This window comes from Eubacterium sp. F2 (genome assembly GCF_046244355.1).
Lineage (GTDB): Bacteria > Bacillota > Clostridia > Peptostreptococcales > Anaerovoracaceae > Aminicella.
The window spans coordinates 640,132-662,700 of record NZ_CP176393.1 but is presented as its reverse complement, the minus strand read 5'-3'; the positions used below and the strand labels follow the sequence as shown (position 1 = coordinate 662,700).

11 protein-coding genes are annotated in these 22,569 nt (G+C 52.3%); 9 read left to right on the top strand and 2 right to left on the bottom strand.

Features of this window, described 5'->3' with window-relative positions; genetic code table 11:
* Positions 1–46: 46 nt before the first annotated feature.
* A complete protein-coding gene (locus tag ACI77B_RS02680) occupies positions 47–2,233 on the bottom strand; it encodes a glycogen/starch synthase (protein ID WP_409337246.1) in 2,187 nt (728 codons plus the stop codon).
* A gap of 250 nt (positions 2,234–2,483) precedes the next feature.
* Here ACI77B_RS02680 and glgB point away from each other — a divergent pair, with 250 nt between their 5' ends.
* The 5 genes from glgB (at position 2,484) to ACI77B_RS02655 (ending at position 11,520) form a co-directional block, all read left to right on the top strand.
* Positions 2,484–4,634, top strand: coding sequence for a 1,4-alpha-glucan branching protein GlgB (gene glgB, locus ACI77B_RS02675; RefSeq protein ID WP_409337245.1), 2,151 nt, complete (start codon positions 2,484–2,486; stop codon positions 4,632–4,634).
* Between the two features lie 139 nt (positions 4,635–4,773).
* Positions 4,774–5,979 carry a glucose-1-phosphate adenylyltransferase gene (locus ACI77B_RS02670; protein ID WP_409337688.1) on the top strand — a complete coding sequence of 402 codons (1,206 nt, stop codon included), beginning with the start codon at positions 4,774–4,776 and terminating at the stop codon, positions 5,977–5,979.
* A gap of 12 nt (positions 5,980–5,991) precedes the next feature.
* Positions 5,992–7,113: a glucose-1-phosphate adenylyltransferase subunit GlgD gene (gene glgD, locus ACI77B_RS02665; protein WP_409337244.1), complete on the top strand. Its 1,122-nt coding sequence runs from the start codon at positions 5,992–5,994 to the stop codon at positions 7,111–7,113.
* Between the two features lie 29 nt (positions 7,114–7,142).
* Positions 7,143–10,760 (top strand): alpha-amylase family glycosyl hydrolase, encoded by a 3,618-nt coding sequence (locus tag ACI77B_RS02660; protein WP_409337243.1) that lies wholly within the window; start codon positions 7,143–7,145, stop codon positions 10,758–10,760.
* A gap of 199 nt (positions 10,761–10,959) precedes the next feature.
* Complete coding sequence (locus tag ACI77B_RS02655) at positions 10,960–11,520, top strand: LPXTG cell wall anchor domain-containing protein (RefSeq protein WP_409337242.1); 561 nt, start codon at positions 10,960–10,962, stop codon at positions 11,518–11,520.
* Positions 11,521–12,597: 1,077 nt separating this feature from the next.
* Here the strand turns inward: ACI77B_RS02655 and malQ are convergent.
* Positions 12,598–14,196, bottom strand: a complete 1,599-nt coding sequence (gene malQ / locus ACI77B_RS02650; protein WP_409337241.1) for a 4-alpha-glucanotransferase — start codon at positions 14,194–14,196, stop codon at positions 12,598–12,600.
* A gap of 308 nt (positions 14,197–14,504) precedes the next feature.
* Here malQ and asnS point away from each other — a divergent pair, with 308 nt between their 5' ends.
* From asnS to ACI77B_RS02630, 4 genes are all read left to right on the top strand, one after another.
* Positions 14,505–15,905: an asparagine--tRNA ligase gene (asnS, locus tag ACI77B_RS02645; RefSeq protein WP_409337240.1), complete on the top strand. Its 1,401-nt coding sequence runs from the start codon at positions 14,505–14,507 to the stop codon at positions 15,903–15,905.
* A gap of 469 nt (positions 15,906–16,374) precedes the next feature.
* Positions 16,375–18,345 (top strand): elongation factor G, encoded by a 1,971-nt coding sequence (locus ACI77B_RS02640; RefSeq protein WP_409337239.1) that lies wholly within the window; start codon positions 16,375–16,377, stop codon positions 18,343–18,345.
* A gap of 414 nt (positions 18,346–18,759) precedes the next feature.
* Positions 18,760–20,160 carry a DNA repair protein RadA gene (radA, locus tag ACI77B_RS02635; RefSeq protein WP_409337238.1) on the top strand — a complete coding sequence of 467 codons (1,401 nt, stop codon included), beginning with the start codon at positions 18,760–18,762 and terminating at the stop codon, positions 20,158–20,160.
* 305 nt (positions 20,161–20,465) lie between these two features.
* Positions 20,466–22,106, top strand: a complete 1,641-nt coding sequence (locus ACI77B_RS02630) for a CTP synthase (protein WP_409337237.1) — start codon at positions 20,466–20,468, stop codon at positions 22,104–22,106.
* The last annotated feature ends 463 nt before the right edge of the window (positions 22,107–22,569 follow it).

Below are 22,569 nucleotides of genomic sequence, written 5' to 3'. Positions count from 1 at the left end.
CGCGCCAGCGGGCGGGTGGGTTTTGTCCCCACCCGGATATTATACCCTACCAGTGTGCCACTTCTGTGTAAAGATCTCGATAAGCCTGTGCGGAGCGTCTCCAGCTGAAGTCCAGATCCAGGTCATGAGCGACGAGTTTCTGCCAGTTCTCGCGGTCGTACCAGCGGTCGATGGCGTTCTGGACGGCGCTGCGGAAGTGGTCGGCATTGAAGTCATCGAAGACGAAGCCGCTGCCGTCGCCGAGGGTGCAGTCCTTGATGGAATCGTTCAGTCCGCCGGTTCTTCTGACGACCGGGATGTCTCCGTAGAGGCAGCCGATCATCTGGGACAGGCCGCATGGTTCGCTTCTGGACGGCATCAGCAGGATGTCGCCGGCGGCGTAGAGCTTGTGGGACAGGTCGCGGTCGAACTGAATCAGCGTGCGCACCTGATCCGGATGGCGGTGCTGCAGTCCGCGGAACCACTCCTCGTAGCCGTGTTCGCCGGTGCCCAGGAGAACGAACTGTGCCTCGCTGTTCCAGAGAATGTCGTCCATCATGCGGGTGATCAGGTCGATGCCCTTGGCCGGAACCAGGCGGCTGATCAGGGTGATGAGCGGAACATCCTTAACCGGAAGGCTGAAGTCCTCCTGCAGCTGTTTTTTGCAGGCCCGCTTGCCGGAAAGGTTCTGGGCGTTGTATGCGGCCGGGATGATCGGGTCGATCGCCGGGTTGTATACCTGTGTGTCGATGCCGTTCAGGATGCCTCTCAGCTTGCCTTCATTGCGCCGGATGATCGGATCCAGACCGAAGGAGAAGAACGGGTCCTTCAGCTCCTGGGCATAGGTCGGGCTGACGGTGCTGACCAGGTTGGCGGTCTCGATGGCGCCCTTCATGAGGTTGGCGTCGCCCATGTACTCCACCAGATGCTCGGCGCCTTCCGGCAGTCCCAGCACGTCGCGGATGACGTCGGTGCCGTAGCGGCCCTGATATTCCACGTTGTGGATGGAGAAAATCGTCCGCAGATTTCTGTGGTAGATCGTGTCCTGATAGACCGGCACCAGGGCGCTCTGCCAGTCGTTGGCGTGGATGATCTGCGGGTCGAAGCCGATGATCGGCAGGGCCTCGAACACGGCGCGGGAGAAGAAGGTGTAGCGCTCGCAGTCGTCGAAGTAGCCGTACAGGCCGCCGCGCTTGAAGTATTCTTCATTGTCGATGAAGTAGTAGGTTACGCCGTCTTTTTCCAGGCTGAAGACGCCCATGTATTTGGAGCGCCATGCGACCGGGATGAACTTGTTCCCGAGGTATTTCATCTGGCTGCGCCACTGCCAGCCGATGCTGTCGTAGAGCGGCATGATGACGCGGCAGTCGATGTCGTCGCGGCCGGCGAGCTGTTTAGGCAGGGAGCCGGCAACTTCGCCCAGGCCGCCGCTGGATGCGAACGGAACACATTCTGGTGTGACAAAAAGCACACGGACCGCGTCTTCCCGTTTTGCTGCGCGGTCCGTACCGCAAGGAGACTCCTGGACAGCTGGTTTTCCCGCCTCTTCTTTCACTGCCGGCTTTCCCGGTTCTTCCCGGACTGCCGGTTTTCCCGCTTCCTCGCGGACAGCTGGTTTTGCAGGTTCTTCTCTGAGGGAAGGCTTTCCGGCTTCCTCTCTTACCGCTGGCTTTCCCGGAGCTTCGTGTACGGCTGGCTTTCCCGGAGCTTCGTGTACGGGTGGCTTTCCCGGAGCTTCGTGTACGGCTGGCTTTCCGGCTTCTTCGCGGACGCTGAGCCTGCCTTCCGCGTGGATGTGGGCCGGCTGCGGCGGCTGGGTGGTTTTTACGTATTCGAGCGGCTCTTTTTCAGCGGCAGCTTCCGCGTGGACGTGGATTGGCTGCGGGGCCGGGACCGTTTTTACGTATTCAGGAACTGCTTCTGTTTTTGCTGCAGAAGCGGACTTCTTCGCAGGCTGCTTTTTCGCGGAAGAGGCGGTTTTTGCCGCTGGTTTCCGGGATGTGGAAGCAGTCTTTGCTGTTGAAGTGGTTTTTGCGGTGGTCTTCTTAGCTGCAGAAGAAGCGGCTCTTGAAGTTGCTTTCTTTGCAGCTGCTTTTCTTGCCGCGGACTTCTTCTTTGCGGCTGAAGCTGCAGATTTGCGGCTTCTTGTTGTCTTTTTTGCTGCCGCTGTTGAAGCGGCGGATGTATGTGTAGTGTTTGTGCTGCTCGCTGCAGCGGATTTACGGGTTCTGGCCTGGGTTGTTTCTTTTGACATTGTTATCTCTCCCATGCAATTTTATTTTCTGCATAATTATGCAGAGTACAGATTTTCGTTCAGGCGGACAAAGGTCCGCGGGAATGAACTATAGAATTTTGTTATAATTATAGAAAAAACCTCTCATATAATTGTAGTAAGTATATCATATTCTTGAATGTCCGTCTATGTTAGGCTATAATCAGGAATAGGAGATAAATTCTGAAAATGTTTAAAAACACAGGGTTCTGCTGTGTTTAGGAGGAGAGGAATGGGAGTAAATCAAAGCGATGTTTCCTATCAGCGCTACCTGTATCATCAGGGCAGGAATTACCGCAGTTATGAGTTCCTGGGTGCACATCCGGCAGAAGATCCGGCTGATGGAGTCTGGTTCAGAGTCTGGGCGCCGCGGACAGAGAGAGTAGCGGTTGTCGGCGATTTCAATGACTGGGATCCGGAAGCCGATGTTCTGGAACAGATGGAAGACGACTCCAGTATGTGGGAACTTTTATGCAGAAAGGCAAAAATCGGCGATCTGTATAAATATGTCGTGACTTCTGATACGGGAAAAGAAGTGTATAAAGCGGATCCCTATGCATTTGAGAGCGAAAAAGGCACCGTCGATGAAGGACATCTGATGGCGTCCCGGATCAGCAGCTGCGCAGAAGATTTTTCCTGGGATGATCAGGAGTGGCTGAATCACAGAGACCATGAGAATCATTATGAATCCCCAATGAATATCTATGAGCTGCATCTGGGCTCCTGGAAGCATAATCCGGACGGCACGGTCATGAATTACCGGAAAATTGCACAGGAACTGATTCCTTATGTAGAGCGGATGGGCTATACCCATATCGAGCTTCTTCCGGTCATGGAATATCCGTATGAGGGTTCCTGGGGATATCAGATTACTGGCTACTACAGCGTAACCTCACGGTACGGCACACCGGAGGATTTTAAATATTTCATGAATTATGCACACCGGCATGGAATCGGCGTGATATTAGACTGGGTTCCGGCACATTTCCCAAAAGATGCGCATGGCCTGATAGAGTTTGACGGACATCCGCTTTATGAGGACAGCGATCCGCTGCGTATGGAGCATAAAGGCTGGGGCACAAGAGCCTTTGATTTCGGACGGCCTGAGGTTCTGAGTTTTCTGATTTCCAACGCGTTTTTCTACTGCGAGGAATATCATGCGGACGGTCTGCGGGTCGATGCAGTTGCGGCAATGCTGTATCTGGACTACGACCGTGAACCGGGCGAGTGGAGACCGAATAAGGACGGCGGGAATAAGAACTATGAGGCGATTCACTTCCTGCAGGAGATGAACCGCGACGTTCTGACCAATTACCCTGGTGTCATCACCATCGCGGAAGAATCCACGGCATGGCCGAACGTCACCAAACCACCGCGAGACGGCGGACTCGGATTCAATTTCAAGTGGAACATGGGCTGGATGAACGACACCCTGTCCTATTTTTCCACCGATCCGATCTACCGCGCGGGTATTCACAACAAGCTGACCTTCTCCATTACATATGCATACAGCGAGAATTATATCCTTCCGGTATCCCACGATGAGGTAGTGCATGGAAAATGTTCCCTGCTGAATAAAATGCCGGGAGAATACGATGAAAAATTTGACGGACTCCGTTCCTTCTACATCTACATGATGACGCATCCGGGAAAGAAGCTGATCTTCATGGGTCAGGAAATCGCCCAGTTCATCGAGTGGGATGAGAAGAAAGAGCTGGACTGGATGCTTCTGGATTATGAGAAACATCACAAGATGCAGATCTTTGTCCGCGAGCTGAACCATTACTATCTGGATTCTCCGGCCCTTTGGAAGAGAGACGATTCCTTTGAAGGCTTCATCTGGATCGACGCGGACAATGCGCCGGATAACGTGTTTACCTATATGAGAACCGACGGAAAGACGACTGCAGTGATTGCGCTGAACCTGTCCGGCCGCGACTTCCCGGTATACAATGTCGGCGTTCCGAAGGCAGCCTGCGCGCTCCCGAAGATCGATTCCGACATGGTCCGTTTTGGCGGAACAGGAAGCCGCAGGAAACGCAGCTATCCGGTAAAGAAGGGTGCCTGCAACGGATACGACCAGCATATTGAGCTGTCTCTTCCGGCGAGAAGCGGCATGATCCTGGAACTTTCCGATGAGAAGCCAGCCGTTCATCACAGATCGACAAAACGTACAGCTTCCAAGGCCGCAGCTGTTAAGAAAACGGCTTCCTCCGGGAAAGCTGCAGGCAGCACGGAAAAGAAGACCTCCGCGGTTAAGAAGGCTTCTGCGGAAAAGAAAGTTTCTGCGGAAAAGAAAGCTTCTGCAGGAAAGAAGGGGACGTCCAAAACGCGCAGGAAGAGCGCTTCCGCGAAAAAATCCGGATCCGGGGACGGAAAATAGCCGCCTTCCCGTGCAGGTTTCAGACTGCTGAAAACAAGGCCTGCCGCAGGCAGGTCAGGAAATAGATATTCATTATATTTTGGGTGAATGGAAAAAATGAAATGCACAGAACAAAGCAAAGAAAGAGGGTTTGGCTATGATTAAGAGGAAGAAATGCCTGGCGATGCTCCTCGCGGGAGGTCAGGGCAGCAGACTGATGCCGCTGACAGAAGATATCGCCAAGCCGGCCGTACCATTTGGCGCGCGTTACCGCATCATCGATTTCCCGCTGTCAAACTGCCTGAACTCAGGCATTGACACCGTCGGTGTCCTGACGCAGTACCGTCCGATGGAACTGAATGATTACTTAGGCATGGGAGAGCCGTGGGATCTGAACCGCCGCTTCGGAGGACTCCACACACTGCCGCCGTATCAGACCGGACAGCGTTCCGACTGGTTCAAGGGAACGGCAAATGCCATTTATCAGCATATCGCATTCATCAAGAGATATGATCCGGAATACGTACTGATCCTTTCCGGAGACCATATTTATAAGATGAATTACGACCTGATGCTGCAGGAGCACATCAAGAATCACGCAGACTGCACGATCGCCGTCATCGATGTCGATCCGAAGGAAGCGTCCCGCTTCGGCATCATGAACACCGACGACCGGGGCCGCATTCTTGAGTTTGAGGAAAAGCCGGCGCATCCGAAGAGCACGCAGGCTTCCATGGGTGTCTACATTTTCTCAACCGATATTCTGATTAAATATCTTCAGGAAGATGAGGCAGACCCGGATTCTTCCAACGATTTCGGAAAAGATATCATTCCGAAGATGCTGAATGAAAATCGGAGAATGTTTGCATACCTGTATAAGGGCTACTGGCGTGATGTTGGAACACTGGCTTCCTACTGGTCGGCAAATATGGACGCGATCGGCATGGATCCGTCTGTAGAGGAACGTCTGGTTCTGAACGATCCGGGATGGAGAATTTACTACCGCCATCTGCTGAATGAACCGCAGTTCCTCGGAAGTACTGCCAATGTGACCAGTTCCATTATGGGAAGCGGCTGCGAAATTGATGGAAAGGTAGAGCACAGCGTTCTGTTCGATAACGTCGACGTGGAAGAAGGCGCAGAGATTAAAGACAGCGTTATTCTCAGCGGCGCCAAAATTCATGCTGGTGCAAAGGTGGAATATTCCATTGTTGCGGAAGATGTGGAAATCAGTAATAACTGCCATGTCGGAGGATCGCAGGAGGATGGAAATCTCACCGTCGTCGCCAGAGATATTACTGTTCCGGAAGGCACAACCGTGCAGCCGGGAGAAATCGTTACTGCAGACAAGATGAAGACTAAATAGGGAGGCGCGATTATGGATGCAGCAGGAATTATTTTAGCTGATACCGGCGCTGTCGATGTGCCGGAACTCATCAGAAAGAGAACGCTGGCGGCTATTCCGTTCGGAGCGCGTTACCGCTTGATCGATTTCACTTTGTCGAATATGACGAACTCCGGAATCAGTTCAGTCGGAATGGTGGCAAGAGAAAAATATCAGAGCCTGATGGGGCACACCGGAGGCGGTGCGGTATGGGATCTGGAGCGCAAGAGAGGCGGCCTGACCTTCCTTCCGCCGTTTTCCACGGAGCAGAATGTAAACGGGCTCAAGCGGAGCCGTTACAATGCGCTGCTGGAGAATGAGTCTTATCTGCGCCGGGTGAAGGAAAAATACATTCTGATCACGAGCTGTACGCCGGTCATGAATGTGGACTATAACAAAATGCTTCAGTTCCATGAAGCACATAACGCGAGAATGACGATTATGTACACCACACGGCCGATGAATGCGCAGGACGGCATCGCGTGGACCTGGATGGATGTGGACCGTGACGGACGTGTGCTGGGAATTGATATTACCCGTCAGGGCAAGCTCGGCGGGCACTGCGCAGTCGGTGCGTTTATGATGGATCGTGAGGATCTCCTGGACATTATGGACAGCTATCATGGACAGAAAAATCTCAGCTTCAGAAAGGACGTTGCGCCGGCTCTGATCGAGGAGGGCGGCGTCTGGGCATACGGAGTTGATGAAATCGCCCTGTATCTGGATACGCTTCCGGGTTACCTGGCAAGCAGTCTGTCGCTGCTGCGGTCAGATGTCAGAAAGGCGCTCTTCCATTCGGAGAACGGCCCGGTCATCACCAAGGTCAGCGACAGTGCACCTACCCATTACGGACCGCATGCCAATGTCATCAATTCCCTGATTGCGGACGGCGCGGTCATTGAGGGAAATGTCAGCAATTCCATCATCTTCAGAGGTGTGCATATCGGAAAGGATGCCATCGTCAGCAACAGTGTCGTCATGCAGGATTCTACAGTTTCTGACGGCGCTCGTCTGAATTATGCCGTTCTGGATAAGGCGGTCTACATCAATTCTGACCGTATTCTGTCCGGATACATCACACATCCGTTCTTCTGTAAGAGGGATGACCGGATTTAAATTCGTTAATCGGGAAAAGGGGTATGCCTGTGTTGAACACAGAAGGAAAAGTCATATTCAATTCACGTGATCTGCAGTTCAAGAGTTCGGCCGGCGCTGTGCCGGCGGGCTCTCGCGTTCGTTTTCAGATTCTGGCGGCGGAGGATATTCATCCGCAGGATGCCAGACTGGTGATTGAGTTTGATAAGAATCACAGCACGGCGGAGTATCTGATGCATATGTCTGATACGCTGGCGGAAACGGACGCTTATAAAGTGTTTGAAACCTCGGTGAGAATCTATGATACAGGACTTTACTGGTACCATTTTAAAATCCTGACGGATGAGGGATGGATCTGCGCCGGGAAGAGTCCGCGGGGAAACCGCGCGATGATCACCGATGTTCCGGCTGCCTGGCAGCAGACGGTTTACCGGAGAAAATATCTGGCACCAGAGTGGCTGTATGGCGGCGTGTTTTATCATATTTTTGTCGACCGCTTCTGTCACAGCGGCGATTATGTGCCGATGGAAGGAAAAGTCATCCGCAGGGACTGGGGCGGAACTCCGGAATACCGGCCGAATGCGCAGGGAAAGATCCTGAACAATGATTTTTTCGGCGGGAATCTGAAGGGAATCATGGAGAAGCTGCCGTATCTGCAGCGCCTTGGCGTGACCTGTCTCTATCTGAGTCCGATTTTCAGTGCATACTCCAACCATAAATACGATACAACTGACTACATGAAGATCGATCCGATGTTCGGAACAGAAGAAGATTTCCGGGCATTGTGCAGGGAAGCACATAAGCGGGGAATGCATGTCATCCTGGACGGCGTATTCTCTCATACCGGGTCGGATTCCGTGTATTTTGACCGTTACGGGCAGTACGGAAACGGCGCCTGGAACCATCCGGATTCTCCCTACCGCAGCTGGTACTACTTCCACAGCGGCGAACGTTATGAAACCTGGTGGGGCATCGAAACCCTTCCGCGGATTAATAAGAATGATCCGGGCTGGATCCGCTTTATCTGCGGAGATAAGGGCGTTGCCCGACACTGGCTCAGAGAAGGCGCGGACGGCTGGCGTCTGGACGTGGCTGACGAACTGCCGAACCACTTCCTGAAAACCCTGGCAAGGGCGGTAAAGCGCGAGAAACCGGACTGCCTTCTACTGGGAGAGGTCTGGGAAGATGCCTCCAGTAAGATCTCTTACGACGAGCGCAAAAACTATTTTGAAGGCGATAAGCTGGATTCTGTAATGAATTATCCATTCCGGACCGCCATTATCGACTATATCATGGGCGGCGACGCATCTCTGATGCAGGACCGGATTGAAAACATTCTGGAAAACTATCCGCCTGAGGTCATCCACTGTCTGATGAACACCCTGGGCACCCACGACACCGTCCGGATTCTGACTGCACTCGGTGAGAATGACCTTCCGGAGCGTGCCGGACGCGAGCAGAAAGCCGCTTTCCATATGAATGAGCAGCAGCTGGAGCGGTCCATCCGCCGTCTGAAAATGGCTGTGGTAATTAATATGACCCTGCCGGGAGTTCCCTGTATTTTCTACGGCGATGAAGCCGGAATGGAGGGCTTTGAGGACCCATTCTGCCGCCGCTGTTTTCCATGGGGACATGAGAATAAGAATCTGCAGAACTGGTACCGGAAGCTGATCGCCATCCGCCGCACCCACAGGGTGTACGCCCGCGGTCATTACCGGAGCGTCGCGGCCTTCGGCGGCATGTACGCGTTCGAGCGTTACGGAGAACACGGTGAAACACGGATGGTTACCGCGGCGAACTGCGGAGGAAGGGACGAGGTCCTGATCCTGGCCGGCGTCTGGAGAGATCTTCTGACCGGGCAGCTGTTCCGCGACAACATAACCGTATTCCCGGGAGAGGTGCTGCTTCTGGAAAATGTAAAAGAAGAAGGAGAAGATAGAATGGGATATAACGAGAATTACGACCTCTGGCTCACATCCGATGCGGTCGATGAGGCGACAAAAAAAGAACTGCAAGGAATTTCCGGAAATGACGCGGAGATCCGGGAGCGCTTCACTTCCATGCTGAACTTCGGTACGGCCGGACTCCGCGGCATCATGCGTGCCGGACTGAACGGAATGAATGTCTACACTGTCCGCTACACGACCCAGGGCCTTGCCAACCTGATCAACACCTGCGGAGAAGAAATCGGAGGAGGCGTTTCGATCGCTTACGATTCCAGGAACAACAGCCCGGAATTCGCGAAAGAGGCGGCATCCGTTCTCGCGGCAAACGGCATCCCGGTGAATCTCTTTGATGAGCTCCGGCCGACGCCGGAGCTGTCCTTTGCCATAAGAGAGACAGAATCTATCGCAGGAATCAACATCACTGCCAGCCACAACACGAAGGAATACAACGGCTACAAGGTTTACTGGGCAGACGGTGCCCAGCTCCCGCCGGAGCACGCCGCAGAAATCTCTGCACAGCTGGAAAAAATCGACTTCTTCAAGGGCGTAAAGCGCATGGACTTCCAGGAAGCGAAGGACAAGGGCCTGATTCACATGCTCGGAAAGGAAATGGATGAGAAATATCTCAGCCGCGTGCTGGAGCAGTCGGTGGCAAAAGACTGGGTAAAGAAGGCCGCAGACACGTTTGCGGTTGTCTATACGCCTTTCCACGGCAGCGGCTGCAGACTGGTGCCGGAGGTGCTGAAGAGGGACGGCCTGAAGCACATCATTACTGTTCCGGAGCAGATGGTGATCGACGGAAACTTCCCGACGGTAAAATCCCCGAACCCGGAATTTACCGAAGGATTCGCCATGGCCATCGAGCTTGCGAAGAAGAATAATGTGGACCTGATCCTCGGAACCGACCCGGACGGCGACCGCTGCGGCGTCTGCGTAAAGACCGATGACGGCTATCAGGCGCTGACCGGAAACCAGATCGGTGTGCTGCTCCTCGACTTCCTGATCGAGGCCAGAAAAGAAACCGGTACGCTGGCAGAAAACAGCGCTGTGGTCAAGAGCATCGTCTCGACGTCCATGGCCAACCGCATCTGTGAAGTCAACCACATCAAGCTGTTTGAGACCCTGACCGGATTCAAGTATATCGGCGAGAAAATCAAGGAGTTTCAGGCTTCCGGAGACTGGACCTATCTGTTCGGATTCGAGGAAAGCAACGGCTATCTGGCCGGGACCTATGCCCGCGATAAAGATGCCGTCGTTGCCTCCATGCTGGTTGCCGAGATGGCCTGCCGTTATAAGGAGCAGCGCGGCATGAACCTGTATCAGGCACTCCAGGCACTCTATGAGAAGTACGGCTTCTATAAAGAAAAAGTTGCTTCTCATGTCATGGAAGGCCTTGATGGCCGCGAAAAGATGGATGCCCTGATGGCTGGCCTGCGCGAAAGTGCACCGGAATCCTTCGGAGGCCTGAAGGTTGTCCGCATCCGCGATTACGAAACTGGCGTAGTCACGGACCTGAAAAGCGGCCATAACACTGCCACCGGCCTGCCGGAGAGCAACGTCCTCTACTATGAGCTGGAAGACGGCAGCGCAGCCGTAATCCGCCCGTCCGGCACTGAGCCGAAGGTCAAACTCTATGTCATGGTGCACGATGACACGGATGCCGCCGCACAGAAGAAACTGGACGCCGTTGTCGATACCGGCCTGAAGATCCTGCAGGGTTAAAAGGCTGACCTTCGGTCGCTCAGGAGCTCTGGCCGTCAGCCAGTCTCCCGGCATCCCGGCCTTTCGGCAGTTTCTGCCGCGTAAGGAAATAAACAGTCAGATATCAGATAGAAATTGAAAACAGACCGCAGTCCTGATAATGGCGCTGATGCGCACGGGGCGGCGGCCTGTTTTTTGGGATGGATCCGATGTATTCTGTATGAATAATAAGCTGGCTTTGCCGAAGGATGGCACAGCCTATAAAGAAAATACAGAGAATAAGCAGTATCAGGAGCTTGCGCAGAATTCAGCTTTCCGCAGTGAGTTTGGATATGTAATCTATGCAGGATCTGCAAATGCGGACAGCACCGAGGAGGTGGTGAAAGGTACCAGGTTTGCCGTATGGGCATTGATGAATAAATACGGCATTGGAGATAATGATAATCTTAACGATGTTGCAGCAGGGTATCAATTGTTTTCAGATTTATATGATGTAGATGCCGGAACAACAACGCGTAAGATCAGTCCGGATGAAAACAGCATAGCTAAGCTTAAAATTGTCAGCACAGGTGACTCCTCCACACCGATATTTACATACAATGCTTCAGCAAAAGCTTGGACCAGCAGCGGCTCCGGACAGACATCCGCTTCCACAGCGGCATCCGGACTGTCCGCAGAAGAACCGAAGACCGGTGACACAACCGATCTGACATTCTGGACTGCCCTGGCACTGACCTCCGCGGCTCTGGTGCTGAAGAGAAAGCGCAGAGCAGAAAAATAAATTGATTGGCGGCTGCCGGGAATGAAATAAACTGTTTCCTGGGGAGCCAGAGAATAATTGGATATGCATCAGAGGGTCGTGGAATAATCTTCCGAGCCTTTGATTAAAAGGGGAGCCCCCGCACGCAGATGAAATGTGCCAAAGCGTGCGGGGGCTTTCTATATGTCTGGAAACCGGGAAAATTTCGCTGCCGGAGACGGTGTACGTGAAGAAATGAGACTGATGAGAAATGAGTGTGGTGAGAGATAAGTGTGGTGAAAGAAATAAAAGTGATGGGTATACTGCATACACAAAGACTGCGGAAGGATTTGTGATAATGATGTTTAGAGATGTATGAGCTGCCAGGTGGCTGAAAGCAGGGTGGAAAGAAGCTGCTTCTGCAAGATAGGAGAATAATTGCCCTGACATAGCGCATGAAATCATGTATATTTTTACGATTGTGGTGATGTGTCAGAATTATCCGCGTTATATTGTTGGTAAAACACCATGACTTTCATAATCTGTACCAATTATACTTTTTAGTTGGTAGAAGGTAATAGTAATCATGTTTTGTACCAAATCATTGCTTATGTTTTGCACATTGACGGGCGCAGGAATGGCACGTGGAAATAATTATACATAAACTTTAAATTATATTCATGCTTTGGCGATCCTTATTTATTACAGCTTTATGTGATTGCAAGTTTATATCGGATCAGGCCCCTGAAAGCAGTTGAATTAAAATATATGATAATTAAAGACAATATTCTGTGAAAAAGAGTTGGTACGATATCGAGGTTTTTATCTTCTTTACCAAATGGGTTACCTGGTTGAATGGTTGGTTTTGTGTACAGAGTTATGAAAACCTTTAGTTTTACCAAATTTGCTCTTCAGCTTTGGTAAAACTAAAGGCTTGTTACTGATTGTACCAAAATGTCACCTGTTTCATCCTGCTTTCAAGCAGAAATGCCTGAATAACAGATGTATATGTGATGTTCATCTTTTACCTGCCTTATGCCAGGTATTCGCCGGTTTATAGCACAATTCTAACGGGAAGCAGCCGGATTATGAATGGGAAAGCCGACAATACTTTGCCGACTATCGGTTCTCTCCTTTCTCCCCTATCTCCACATCATTTTCATTTCCCGTCCTCCCGTACTTCTCGCTCATCTCCCGGATTTCAGCGGCGAGGCCCTTATCCAGGGCCGCCTGGAAGTCTTCGCGGCTGAGCCGCCAGTTCCAGTTACCGCCTACGGTAGACGGAGTGTTGATGCGGGCGCTGGAATCCAGATTGAGCCAGTCCTGAAGAGGAATGATGCAGGTGTCAGCGCGGCTTGCCATGGCGGTCTGGGTCAGGTAGTGGGCGATGTTGTGGTTCATGATGGCGGCGTTGGAAGTTTCCGTGTTGATTTCACCCGGGAACTCTTTTCGGAACCAGTCGTTGATGTAGTTGGCGATGAAGCCGCGGTGCCAGACGTCCAGCTCTTCGAACCAGCCGCGGCTGGTGTCATTGTCGTGGGTGCCGGTGTAGACGACGCAGTTTTCCTCGTAGTGTTCCGGCAGATACTGGTTTTCGTAGTCGAAGTCAAAGGCGAACTGAAGAACTTTCATGCCCGGGAAGCCGGAGGCGTCGATCAGCTCCTGCACATCCTCGGTCAGGAAGCCGAGGTTTTCGGCAATGAAGTTCTGCGGGCAGTCGTGCTGACGCAGGAACTTGAAGAAAGCAAGGCCGGGACCTTTTTCCCAGCGGCCGTTCTTTGCAGAGTCCGACTCGGCCGGGATGGAGTAATAGGCCTGGAAGCCTCTGAAGTGGTCGAGGCGGACGATGTCATACAATTTAAACTGATGGCGGATGCGGTGAAGCCACCAGTCGTAGACCGCCTTGCGTCCGCTGTGCCAGCGGTAGAGCGGATTCCGCCAGAGCTGGCCGTCTTCCGCAAAGTCATCCGGCGGGCATCCGGATACGGACGCGGCGTTGAGTTCCTCATCATACTGGAAAATTTCTGGATAAGCCCAGCTGTCGGCACCATCCATAGAGGTGTAAATCGGCATGTCGCCAATGATCTGGATGCCGCGGCTGTGGGCGTACTCGCGAAGCGCACTCCACTGCCGGATAAATTCATACTGCGTCCACTTGAGAAACATCAGCTGCTCAAGATTGTTTTTTGTCTGCTCGGAAAGAGCCTCGGGATCGCGGTAACGCAGGGGATCCGGCCACTCGCGCCAGGATTTTCCCGGGAATTCATCGGAAATCACCATGAACAGCGCGAAATCATCGAGCCAGAAGGCATTCTCTTCACAGAACTTCTGAAAACCGGCCTGCTTCTCCTTAGGCTGGTTTTTAAAGCGGAAATAGGCCTTCTCCAGCAGCGGCAGAACGGCCGCGTGTCCTCCCGCATAGTCCACCGTCTCCGTCTGCACAGAGGATTTCTGGTACTGGAGAATCTCCTCATCCGTCAGCAGCCCCTCGTCCTGCAGCTGCACAGGGTCAATGTAGCAGATATTCCCCGAGAAACAGGACACCGGCTGGTAGGGAGAATCGCCCTTTCCCTCCGGCCCCAGCGGCAGAATCTGCCAATAGGTCTGCCCGGCATCCGCCAGAAAGTCAATAAATTTCCGCGCTTCCGAGGAGAAATTTCCAATTCCGCCCTCAGAAGGCAGTGAAAAGATAGGTAGTAATATGCCGCTCGCTCTCATGTGAAACCGCCTTTCCTGTCCGTACACCCTGCGCCCGCATGCACAGGAATCCCCTATATTTTACACCGTATGAGTGCTTTTTGACAAAAGAAACCCGCGCAAGAAGACAGCCTTCTTCCGGCTGTGCCGGCCGCGCACAATTTCTGACACAAGGGCGCCTCTCTGTGTTACGATGTAAAGACGGACAAGAAAAGCCGCAGGGCACGGAATAGTCTGTACAATTGTTGGAAAATACAGTATTGCGGCAGATAATTCATTATGATATAATGACAAATGCATTAATTTTAGATTCAGAATAGAGGTCATTCATGGAGATTAAAGATGTTCAGCTTCGTGACTTATATAAGGACACGAAAGCCTATGCAGATAAGGAAATTACCGTTCGCGGCTGGGTACGCCAGTGCCGCGGTTCCAATAAATTCGCCTTCATCGCGCTGAACGACGGAAGCTTTTTCAGGCCGGTTCAGATCGTTCTGGAAGCGGATAAACTCGACAATTTCAAGGAAGTATCCAACCTGTCCCTGTCCAGCGTCATCCGCGTAAAGGGAACTCTGGTGGTTACGCCGGACGCCAAGCAGCCGTTTGAGATCCACGCGTCTGAGGTCGTTGTGGAGGCAGAATCCGATCCGGACTATCCGCTGCAGAATAAGCGCCACACCATGGAATTCCTGAGAGAGATCGCGCATCTGCGTCCGAGAAGCAACACCTTCGCGGCCGTATTCCGCGTTCGTTCCATGCTGGCATACGCCATTCACCAGTTCTTCCAGGAGAGAGACTTTGTCTACGTTCACACCCCGATTATTACGGGAAGTGACGCAGAGGGAGCCGGCGAGATGTTCCAGATTACTACGCTGGACCTCGACAATCCGCCGCGCACAGAGGACGGAAAGGTCGACTATTCCCAGGATTTCTTCGGCAAGGAGACCAACCTGACCGTAAGCGGACAGCTTGAGGCAGAGATTTTCGCTATGGCCTTCCGCAACGTCTACACATTCGGACCGACTTTCCGCGCAGAGGATTCCAACACTACACGCCATGCGTCCGAGTTCTGGATGATTGAGCCGGAGATGGCCTTTGCGGACATCAACGACGCAATGGACACTGCAGAAGCAATGGTAAAATACATCCTCCAGTACGTGATCGATCACGCGCCGGAAGAGATGGAGTTCTTTAATAAATTCATCGACAAGGGCCTGCTGGACCGCCTGAACCACGTCATCAATTCGCCGTTCGAGCGTGTCACCTACACAGAGGCCGTCAAGCTTCTTCAGGAGTCCGGACAGAAGTTCGACTATCCGGTTGAGTGGGGCATCGACCTGCAGACCGAGCACGAGCGCTATCTGACCGAGCACATCTTCAAGAAGCCGGTTTTTGTCACGAACTATCCTAAGGATATTAAGGCCTTCTACATGCGCCAAAATGAAGACGGCAAGACAGTAGCCGCCTTTGATATGCTGGTACCTGGCATTGGTGAGATCATCGGCGGAAGCCAGAGAGAAGAGCGTTACGACATTCTCCAGAAGAGAATCGACGAGCTGGGCATGGATATGAGCAGCTACTGGTGGTACATGGAGCTGAGAAAATACGGCTCTGCCGTACATTCCGGATACGGCCTGGGATTTGAGCGTATGGTTATGTACGCGACAGGAATGGGCAATATCCGCGACGTGCTGCCATTCCCGAGAACACCGAAGCACGCAGAGTTCTAAGAGACTCTGGAGTTTAACCGGATTTTACAGAAAACCGGGATTTATTTTAAGAAAGAAAACAGAACACCCGTCATAACGGAGAGGAGCGGGCTTTATTCCGCGGACGTCAGTCCGCCGGGGTTTATATAAAGTCACGGATGGATTGATGTTTGGGACTGCGCAGAAGCGAGCGATCGCGGTGCGGTCCTTTTTTTCTTGCGGGTGTGTTTTGTCCTGTATGAGGAAAAATATTTATCGAAAATTTGAAAAAGGTAGATAAAATGTCCGCGGGCGTATATAATAGTGTTGTGACAGAAATTTGATTATTCATTATGCTATGGGGAAGACTGCGGCAAGAAAATTGACAGAATCATTTAAAAACACAGAAGACAGTGCCGAATCAGTATATCCCGTGGCAGATATATTAATAAAATAAATACTGCCGGACGGCGGAGCGGGCCGGAAGGCGGATAAGAGGAGGAAGCATATCATGATGAAAGGCTACACGAGTGAAAACATCCGTAATGTCGCTCTGCTTGGACATGGAGGGTGCGGAAAGACCACATTCCTGGAATCTGCACTCCATGCTTCAGGCGTTACAAAGAAACTGGGAAGCATCGAGGCCGGAAATACGGTTTCGGACTACGACAAGATGGAGATCGAGCGCGGCTATTCCATTAATACGACTGTTGTTCCAGTAGAATGGAAAGAAAATAAGATCAATTTTATCGATACTCCGGGATACCCGGATTTTGTCGGTGAAGTTAATGCGGCTCTGCGTGCAGCAGACGCGGCTCTGATTCTGGTCGATGCCGGCGCGGGCGTACAGGTCGGAACCCATCAGGCATGGGAAAACTGCGAGCGTTATCATACCCCGAGATTTATCGTTATCAATAAGCGTGATAAGGACGAGTTCGATTTCTATAAGACCTTTGATGAGCTGAAGGAAGCATTCGGCAGCAAGCTGATCCCGCTGAGCTGGCCGCTTTCCGCGGAAATCGACGATGATCTGAAAGAAGCCATCGCAAGCTCCGATGATGAGCTGATGGAAAAGTATTTTGAGGGAGAAGAGTTTACGGATGAGGAAATCCGCAGAGGTCTTCTGGAAGGAATTTCTGCCGGCGAGATCGTTCCGGTCTGCTCCTCCGCATTCAAGATCAGCGAGGGAATTGAAGGACTGCTGGATCTGATCGTCACCTACGTTCCGACGCCGCTGATGCACGGACCGTATCAGGCATTCAATAAGAAGAGCGAACTGGTTGAGCAGGAGCCGGTTACCGATGCCAAGATGTCGGCATTCGTCTTCAAGACCATCATCGACCCGTTCGTCGGAAAGATTTCTCTGATGAAAGTTATCACCGGAAAGATCAACAGCGGCGATGAAGTCTATATTCCGCGTCTTGAGAAGACGGAGAAGATCGGAAAACTGTTCTTCCTGCGCGGAAAATCCCAGACGGAGCTGAATTACGCGGAAGCCGGCGATCTCGTAGCCGTTGCCAAGCTGCCGAACGTAGAAAGCGGAGACACACTCTGCGCCAAGGGCGTGGATGTCGTCTACCAGCCGCTGGATTTCCCGGAGCCTTGCTACTACATCGCCATTGAGGCAAAAGATAAAAACGATGAGGAGAAAATGAGCACGAGCCTGAAGAGACTGATGCTCGAGGATCCTTCCTTTGTTGTTGAAAGAAATGTCGAGACCCATCAGACACTGCTCGGAGGACAGGGAGATATTCAGCTGAACGTCATCCTGGCCAAACTGAAAGACCGTTTTGGTGTTGAAGTCAACATTGTTCCGCAGAAGATCGCATACCGCGAGACCATCAAGGGAACATCCGATGTAGAAGGAAAGCATAAGAAGCAGTCCGGAGGAGCCGGACAGTACGGAGACGTTTATATCCGCTTCTCCCCGTCCAAGGAAGACTTCGAATTCTCCGAGGAAATCTTCGGCGGAGCCATTCCGAAGAACTTCATTCCGGCAGTTGAAAAAGGTCTCAGAGAGTGCCTGAATAAGGGACCTCTGGCCGGCTGCAAGGTCCAGGGCGTCAAGGCCGTTCTCTACGATGGATCTTACCACCCGGTAGATTCCAACGAAGTTTCCTTCAAGATCGCCGCATCACTTGCGTTCAAGAAGGGAATCAAGGAAGCCGATCCGGTTCTGCTGGAGCCGATCATGTCCCTGAACATCTATGTTCCGAATGAAGATACTGGAGCCGTCATGGGCGATATGACCAAGAGAAGAGGCAGAATCATGGGCATGGAGCCGCAGCCGGACGGAAGTCAGATGCTGGTAGCCGCAGCGCCGCAGGCCGAGCTGTTCGATTATGCCCTGGCCCTCCGCTCCATGACCAAGGGCAGAGGCCACTTCACCATGAAGTTCGATAAATACTTCGAAGTTCCGAAGTCCCTCGCCGAGAAGATCATCGCGGCACATGAAGAGGAAGAAAAGAAGGCGGCAAAATAAACCTGGGCAAGAGAACAGGAATTTTGCCAATCCAGGTTTGAGTGTGTGAAAGTGGCGCAATCCCGCGTCACGGTGGTGTTATAGAAAAATGGAAGACGCACGGCAGAAGCGAAAGCGGATGCCGCGCGTCTTCTGCTGTTCGGGAGAAGTAATGAGTATAAAACCCCCTGCGTTCGTGTATACAGGATACATATACAGTCGGAAATTCGGGGTAAGCGGACCAGTTCCCCGACCGTGGGAGAAGAGAGTCAGGAAAACGCGCGGATGGCATTCCGTTCCCGACCTGAAAAAACAGTCCGTGGCCGGGAACGGCTGCGCGTCGAAAAACGTCGAAAAAAGCCGAAAAAAGTCGAAGGGTCAGACGCGCAGGATTGTGTATAATAGAAACAGTAAACACGGAGAGGAGCAGAAATAATGTCAAAAAAGCCGCAAACGGTATGGGTATGTCAGGAATGTGGATATGAGAGTCCGAAATGGCTCGGGCGCTGTATCTGCGGTGCCTTCGGTTCGATGGTGGAAGAGACGGTCGTTCCGGACGATGCGCAGGATACGAGACGCCGGGTCTCCGCCGGATCCGGGGAAACGGCGGGCGGGGCGGCACGCCCGAAGAGACTGAAGAAAGTCGGGTCCGCCGAGTATGCGAGAATCAAGACCGGAATCCGTGAACTGGACAGGGTTCTGGGCGGCGGTCTGGTCCCGGGCTCCCTGACCCTGATCTCTGGCGAACCGGGAATCGGAAAGTCCACACTGATCATTCAGGCGGCGGCAAAAATCGCCGCGCAAGAAGGCACGGTGCTGTACGTGTCTGGCGAGGAGTCGGAAGAGCAGATCAAGATGCGCGCAGACCGTGTGTGCGGCAGTCTCCCGGATTCCCTTCTGGTCATGGCAGAGACCAATATGGAAAACATCATGGCAGTCAGTGAATCCTGCAAGCCGAAATTCCTGATCATCGACTCCATCCAGACCATCTATTCCGATACGCTGGATTCCGCGCCCGGCAGCGTCTCTCAGGTGAGAACCTGCGGAAACATGCTGATGAAGATCGGAAAGTCCTGGAATGTGCCGGTGTTCATCGTCGCCCATGTCACCAAGAGCGGCGAACTGGCAGGTCCGAAAACGGTCGAGCACCTGGTGGATACCGTGCTGCATTTTTCCGGCGAACGTGACCACGAAGTGCGCATTCTCCGCGCCTTCAAAAACCGCTTCGGGACGACCAGTGAAATCGGCGCTTTCCGGATGGAAGAGCACGGACTGATGGAAATTCAGGATATTTCCGCAACCTTCCTTGAAAACACAGATGTGAGTGAAGAGGGATCCGTCATTACCGCTGTCTATGAAGGAAGCCGTCCGGTATTCCTGGAAGTGCAGGCCCTGACCTCCCGCACGACGGCAGGCTTCCCGCGCCGGACGGCAGTCGGCGTTGACCAGAAGCGCCTGGCGATGATTCTGGCCGTCCTGGAGAAAAAACTGGGCCTGAATCTTTCCGATCAGGACGTTTACGTCAATATCGTCGGCGGTCTGCGGGCAGACAGAACCTCCGTCGACCTGGGCGTTGCTCTGGCAATCTATTCCACCATTCGCGGAGCAGCACCGTCCAGAAGAGTTGTGGCATTTGGAGAAGTCGGTCTGACCGGTGAGCTGCGTTCCGTGCAGAACGCAGATCGCATCGTCATGGAAGCCGCGCGCCTCGGCTATCAGCAGGTCATTCTGCCAGAACGGAGCGCGGAGCGCATTGACCGTTCAAAGATCCCGTCCTCGTGCCAGATAGCCGGTGTGAAAAACCTGTATGCGGCAGCGCATGTTTTCCTTGACTGATGCGGAATATGCGGATTGATTTTTGTCAAAAAATATCTGTGCAAGGGGAAATCTTACGGGAAAAGTGCGATGCTGCGTGAAGGGATTGCGGTTTTCAGTTGACCTGATGCCCGTTTCGCATTAGAATAATTAAGTTGTAAAAATAAATTTCGGAGAAATACTGCACAGGGGCGGATCAGGATGTAAAAGATTGTGTTCCTGTGCATGTTGAATTTATGGTATCATAAAAGTTAGTGAATGTTAGTGATGAACAGTGCTGTTTCAATGTCAAGTATGGGTAAACATCCGTGCAGAAAGGGGAAGTTATGGCTGTAAAGTATATTTTTGTCACAGGAGGCGTGGTTTCTGGATTAGGAAAGGGAATTACGGCAGCGTCCCTGGGCCGTCTGCTGAAAGCGCGCGGCTATAAGGTCACGATGCAGAAGTTTGATCCATACATTAATATCGATCCGGGCACAATGAATCCGGTTCAGCATGGAGAGGTATTTGTAACCGATGACGGCGCAGAGACAGACCTGGACCTGGGTCACTATGAGCGTTTCATCGACGAGTCTCTGACACAGAACTCCAACGTTACTACCGGAAAGGTATACTGGTCGGTTCTGAATAAGGAGCGCCGCGGAGACTACGGCGGAGGCACCGTTCAGGTTATTCCGCACATCACCAACGAAATCAAGTCCCGTTTCTATCGTCAGCCTGCAGCAGTTGAGGATTATGACGGACCGGGAATGGATACAGAAATCGCTATCATCGAAGTTGGCGGAACCGTTGGAGACATCGAGTCCCAGCCGTATCTGGAGGCCATCCGCCAGTTCAGAGCAGAGATCGGACCTGGAAATTCCATGCTGCTGCATGTTACCCTGGTTCCGTATCTGGCATGCTCCAGAGAACTGAAGACCAAGCCGACCCAGTCCTCTGTAAAAGATCTACAGGGAATGGGAATTCAGCCGGACGTTCTGGTTCTGCGCTGCGAGAAGCCGCTGACAGAAACAGTCCGCAATAAGATCGCCCTCTTCTGCAACGTCCCAAAGGAAAACGTCATCGAGAACATGGACCTGCCGATCCTGTACGAGGTTCCAATGGCTCTGGAAAAAGAGCACATCGCCCAGATTGCCTGCAAATGCCTGCAGCTGCCTTGCCCGCAGCCGGAGCTGGAAGACTGGAAAGAGATGCTGTATAACTGGCAGCATCCAAAGAAGACGGTCAATGTCGCACTGGTCGGCAAATATGTCGAGCTGCATGACGCATACCTGTCCGTCGTCGAAGCCCTTCACGCAGCCGGCGCCTACAACCACGCCGACGTAAAGATCGACTGGGTTGATTCCGAAGAGGTCAGCAGCTACAACGTCAACGACCGCCTGAAAGATGCAGACGGAATCCTGGTACCGGGAGGATTCGGCACCAGAGGACTTGCCGGAAAGATCGCCGCAATCCGCTATGCCAGAGAAAACAAAGTTCCGTTCCTCGGACTCTGCCTGGGCATGCAGATGGCCATCGTCGAGTTCGCAAGAGACGTCCTGGGCCTGACCGACGCCAATAGTGTTGAAGTAGACCCGGATACAAAGAACCCGGTCATCCACCTGATGCCAGACCAGGAAGGCGTAGTCGACATCGGCGGAACACTCCGCCTCGGCTCCTACCCGTGCGTTCTGACAAAAGGCACAAAGTCCTATGAGCTGTACGGAACAGACCATATCAAGGAAAGACACAGACACAGATACGAGGTGAACAACCAGTACCGCGAAGCCCTGCAGGAGCACGGCATGGTTCTGGCCGGAAAATCCCCGGACGGCAGAATCGTCGAGATGATCGAACTGGAAGACCATCCATTCTTCATCGCCACACAGGCACATCCGGAATTCAAGTCCAGACCGAACCGCCCGCATCCACTGTTCAGAGGCTTCATCGCCGCAGTCAGCGAATACGACGACAAGCAGAATAAGTAATGGGATGAAATCATAATATGATATTATGTAAGGGTCAAAAGCCATTTGCTCAAATCGCAGATATTAAATGCAGCCGCTCTTGTGCGGTGCACATTTATTTATAGTGATATTAGATTGAACAGTTACCTTTCGACCCCAACATCATGATATGAAGTGCATAAAATCCGCCGGGATCCAGATATAGTTTTGGCTCCCGGCGGATTTTACGTATTGGGAGAGGAGTGCGTGAGAGAGAAGTGTGTGTGGCAGAGAAATGAGAGAGAAGTACGTGTGAGGCGGGTATACTGTATACGAATCTGTCCGACAGAGACGAAACAGGTCAATAAATGCCTTTCTTTTTACGAGCTTTGTATATTTATGCAAATACAAAAATAAACAATTTGAAAAGTTGAGATCGTATTTTTCTGGTTCGTTTTAATCGTGATTATTTAAGGAAACTACGAACTGCGAATCTGCCAAATTT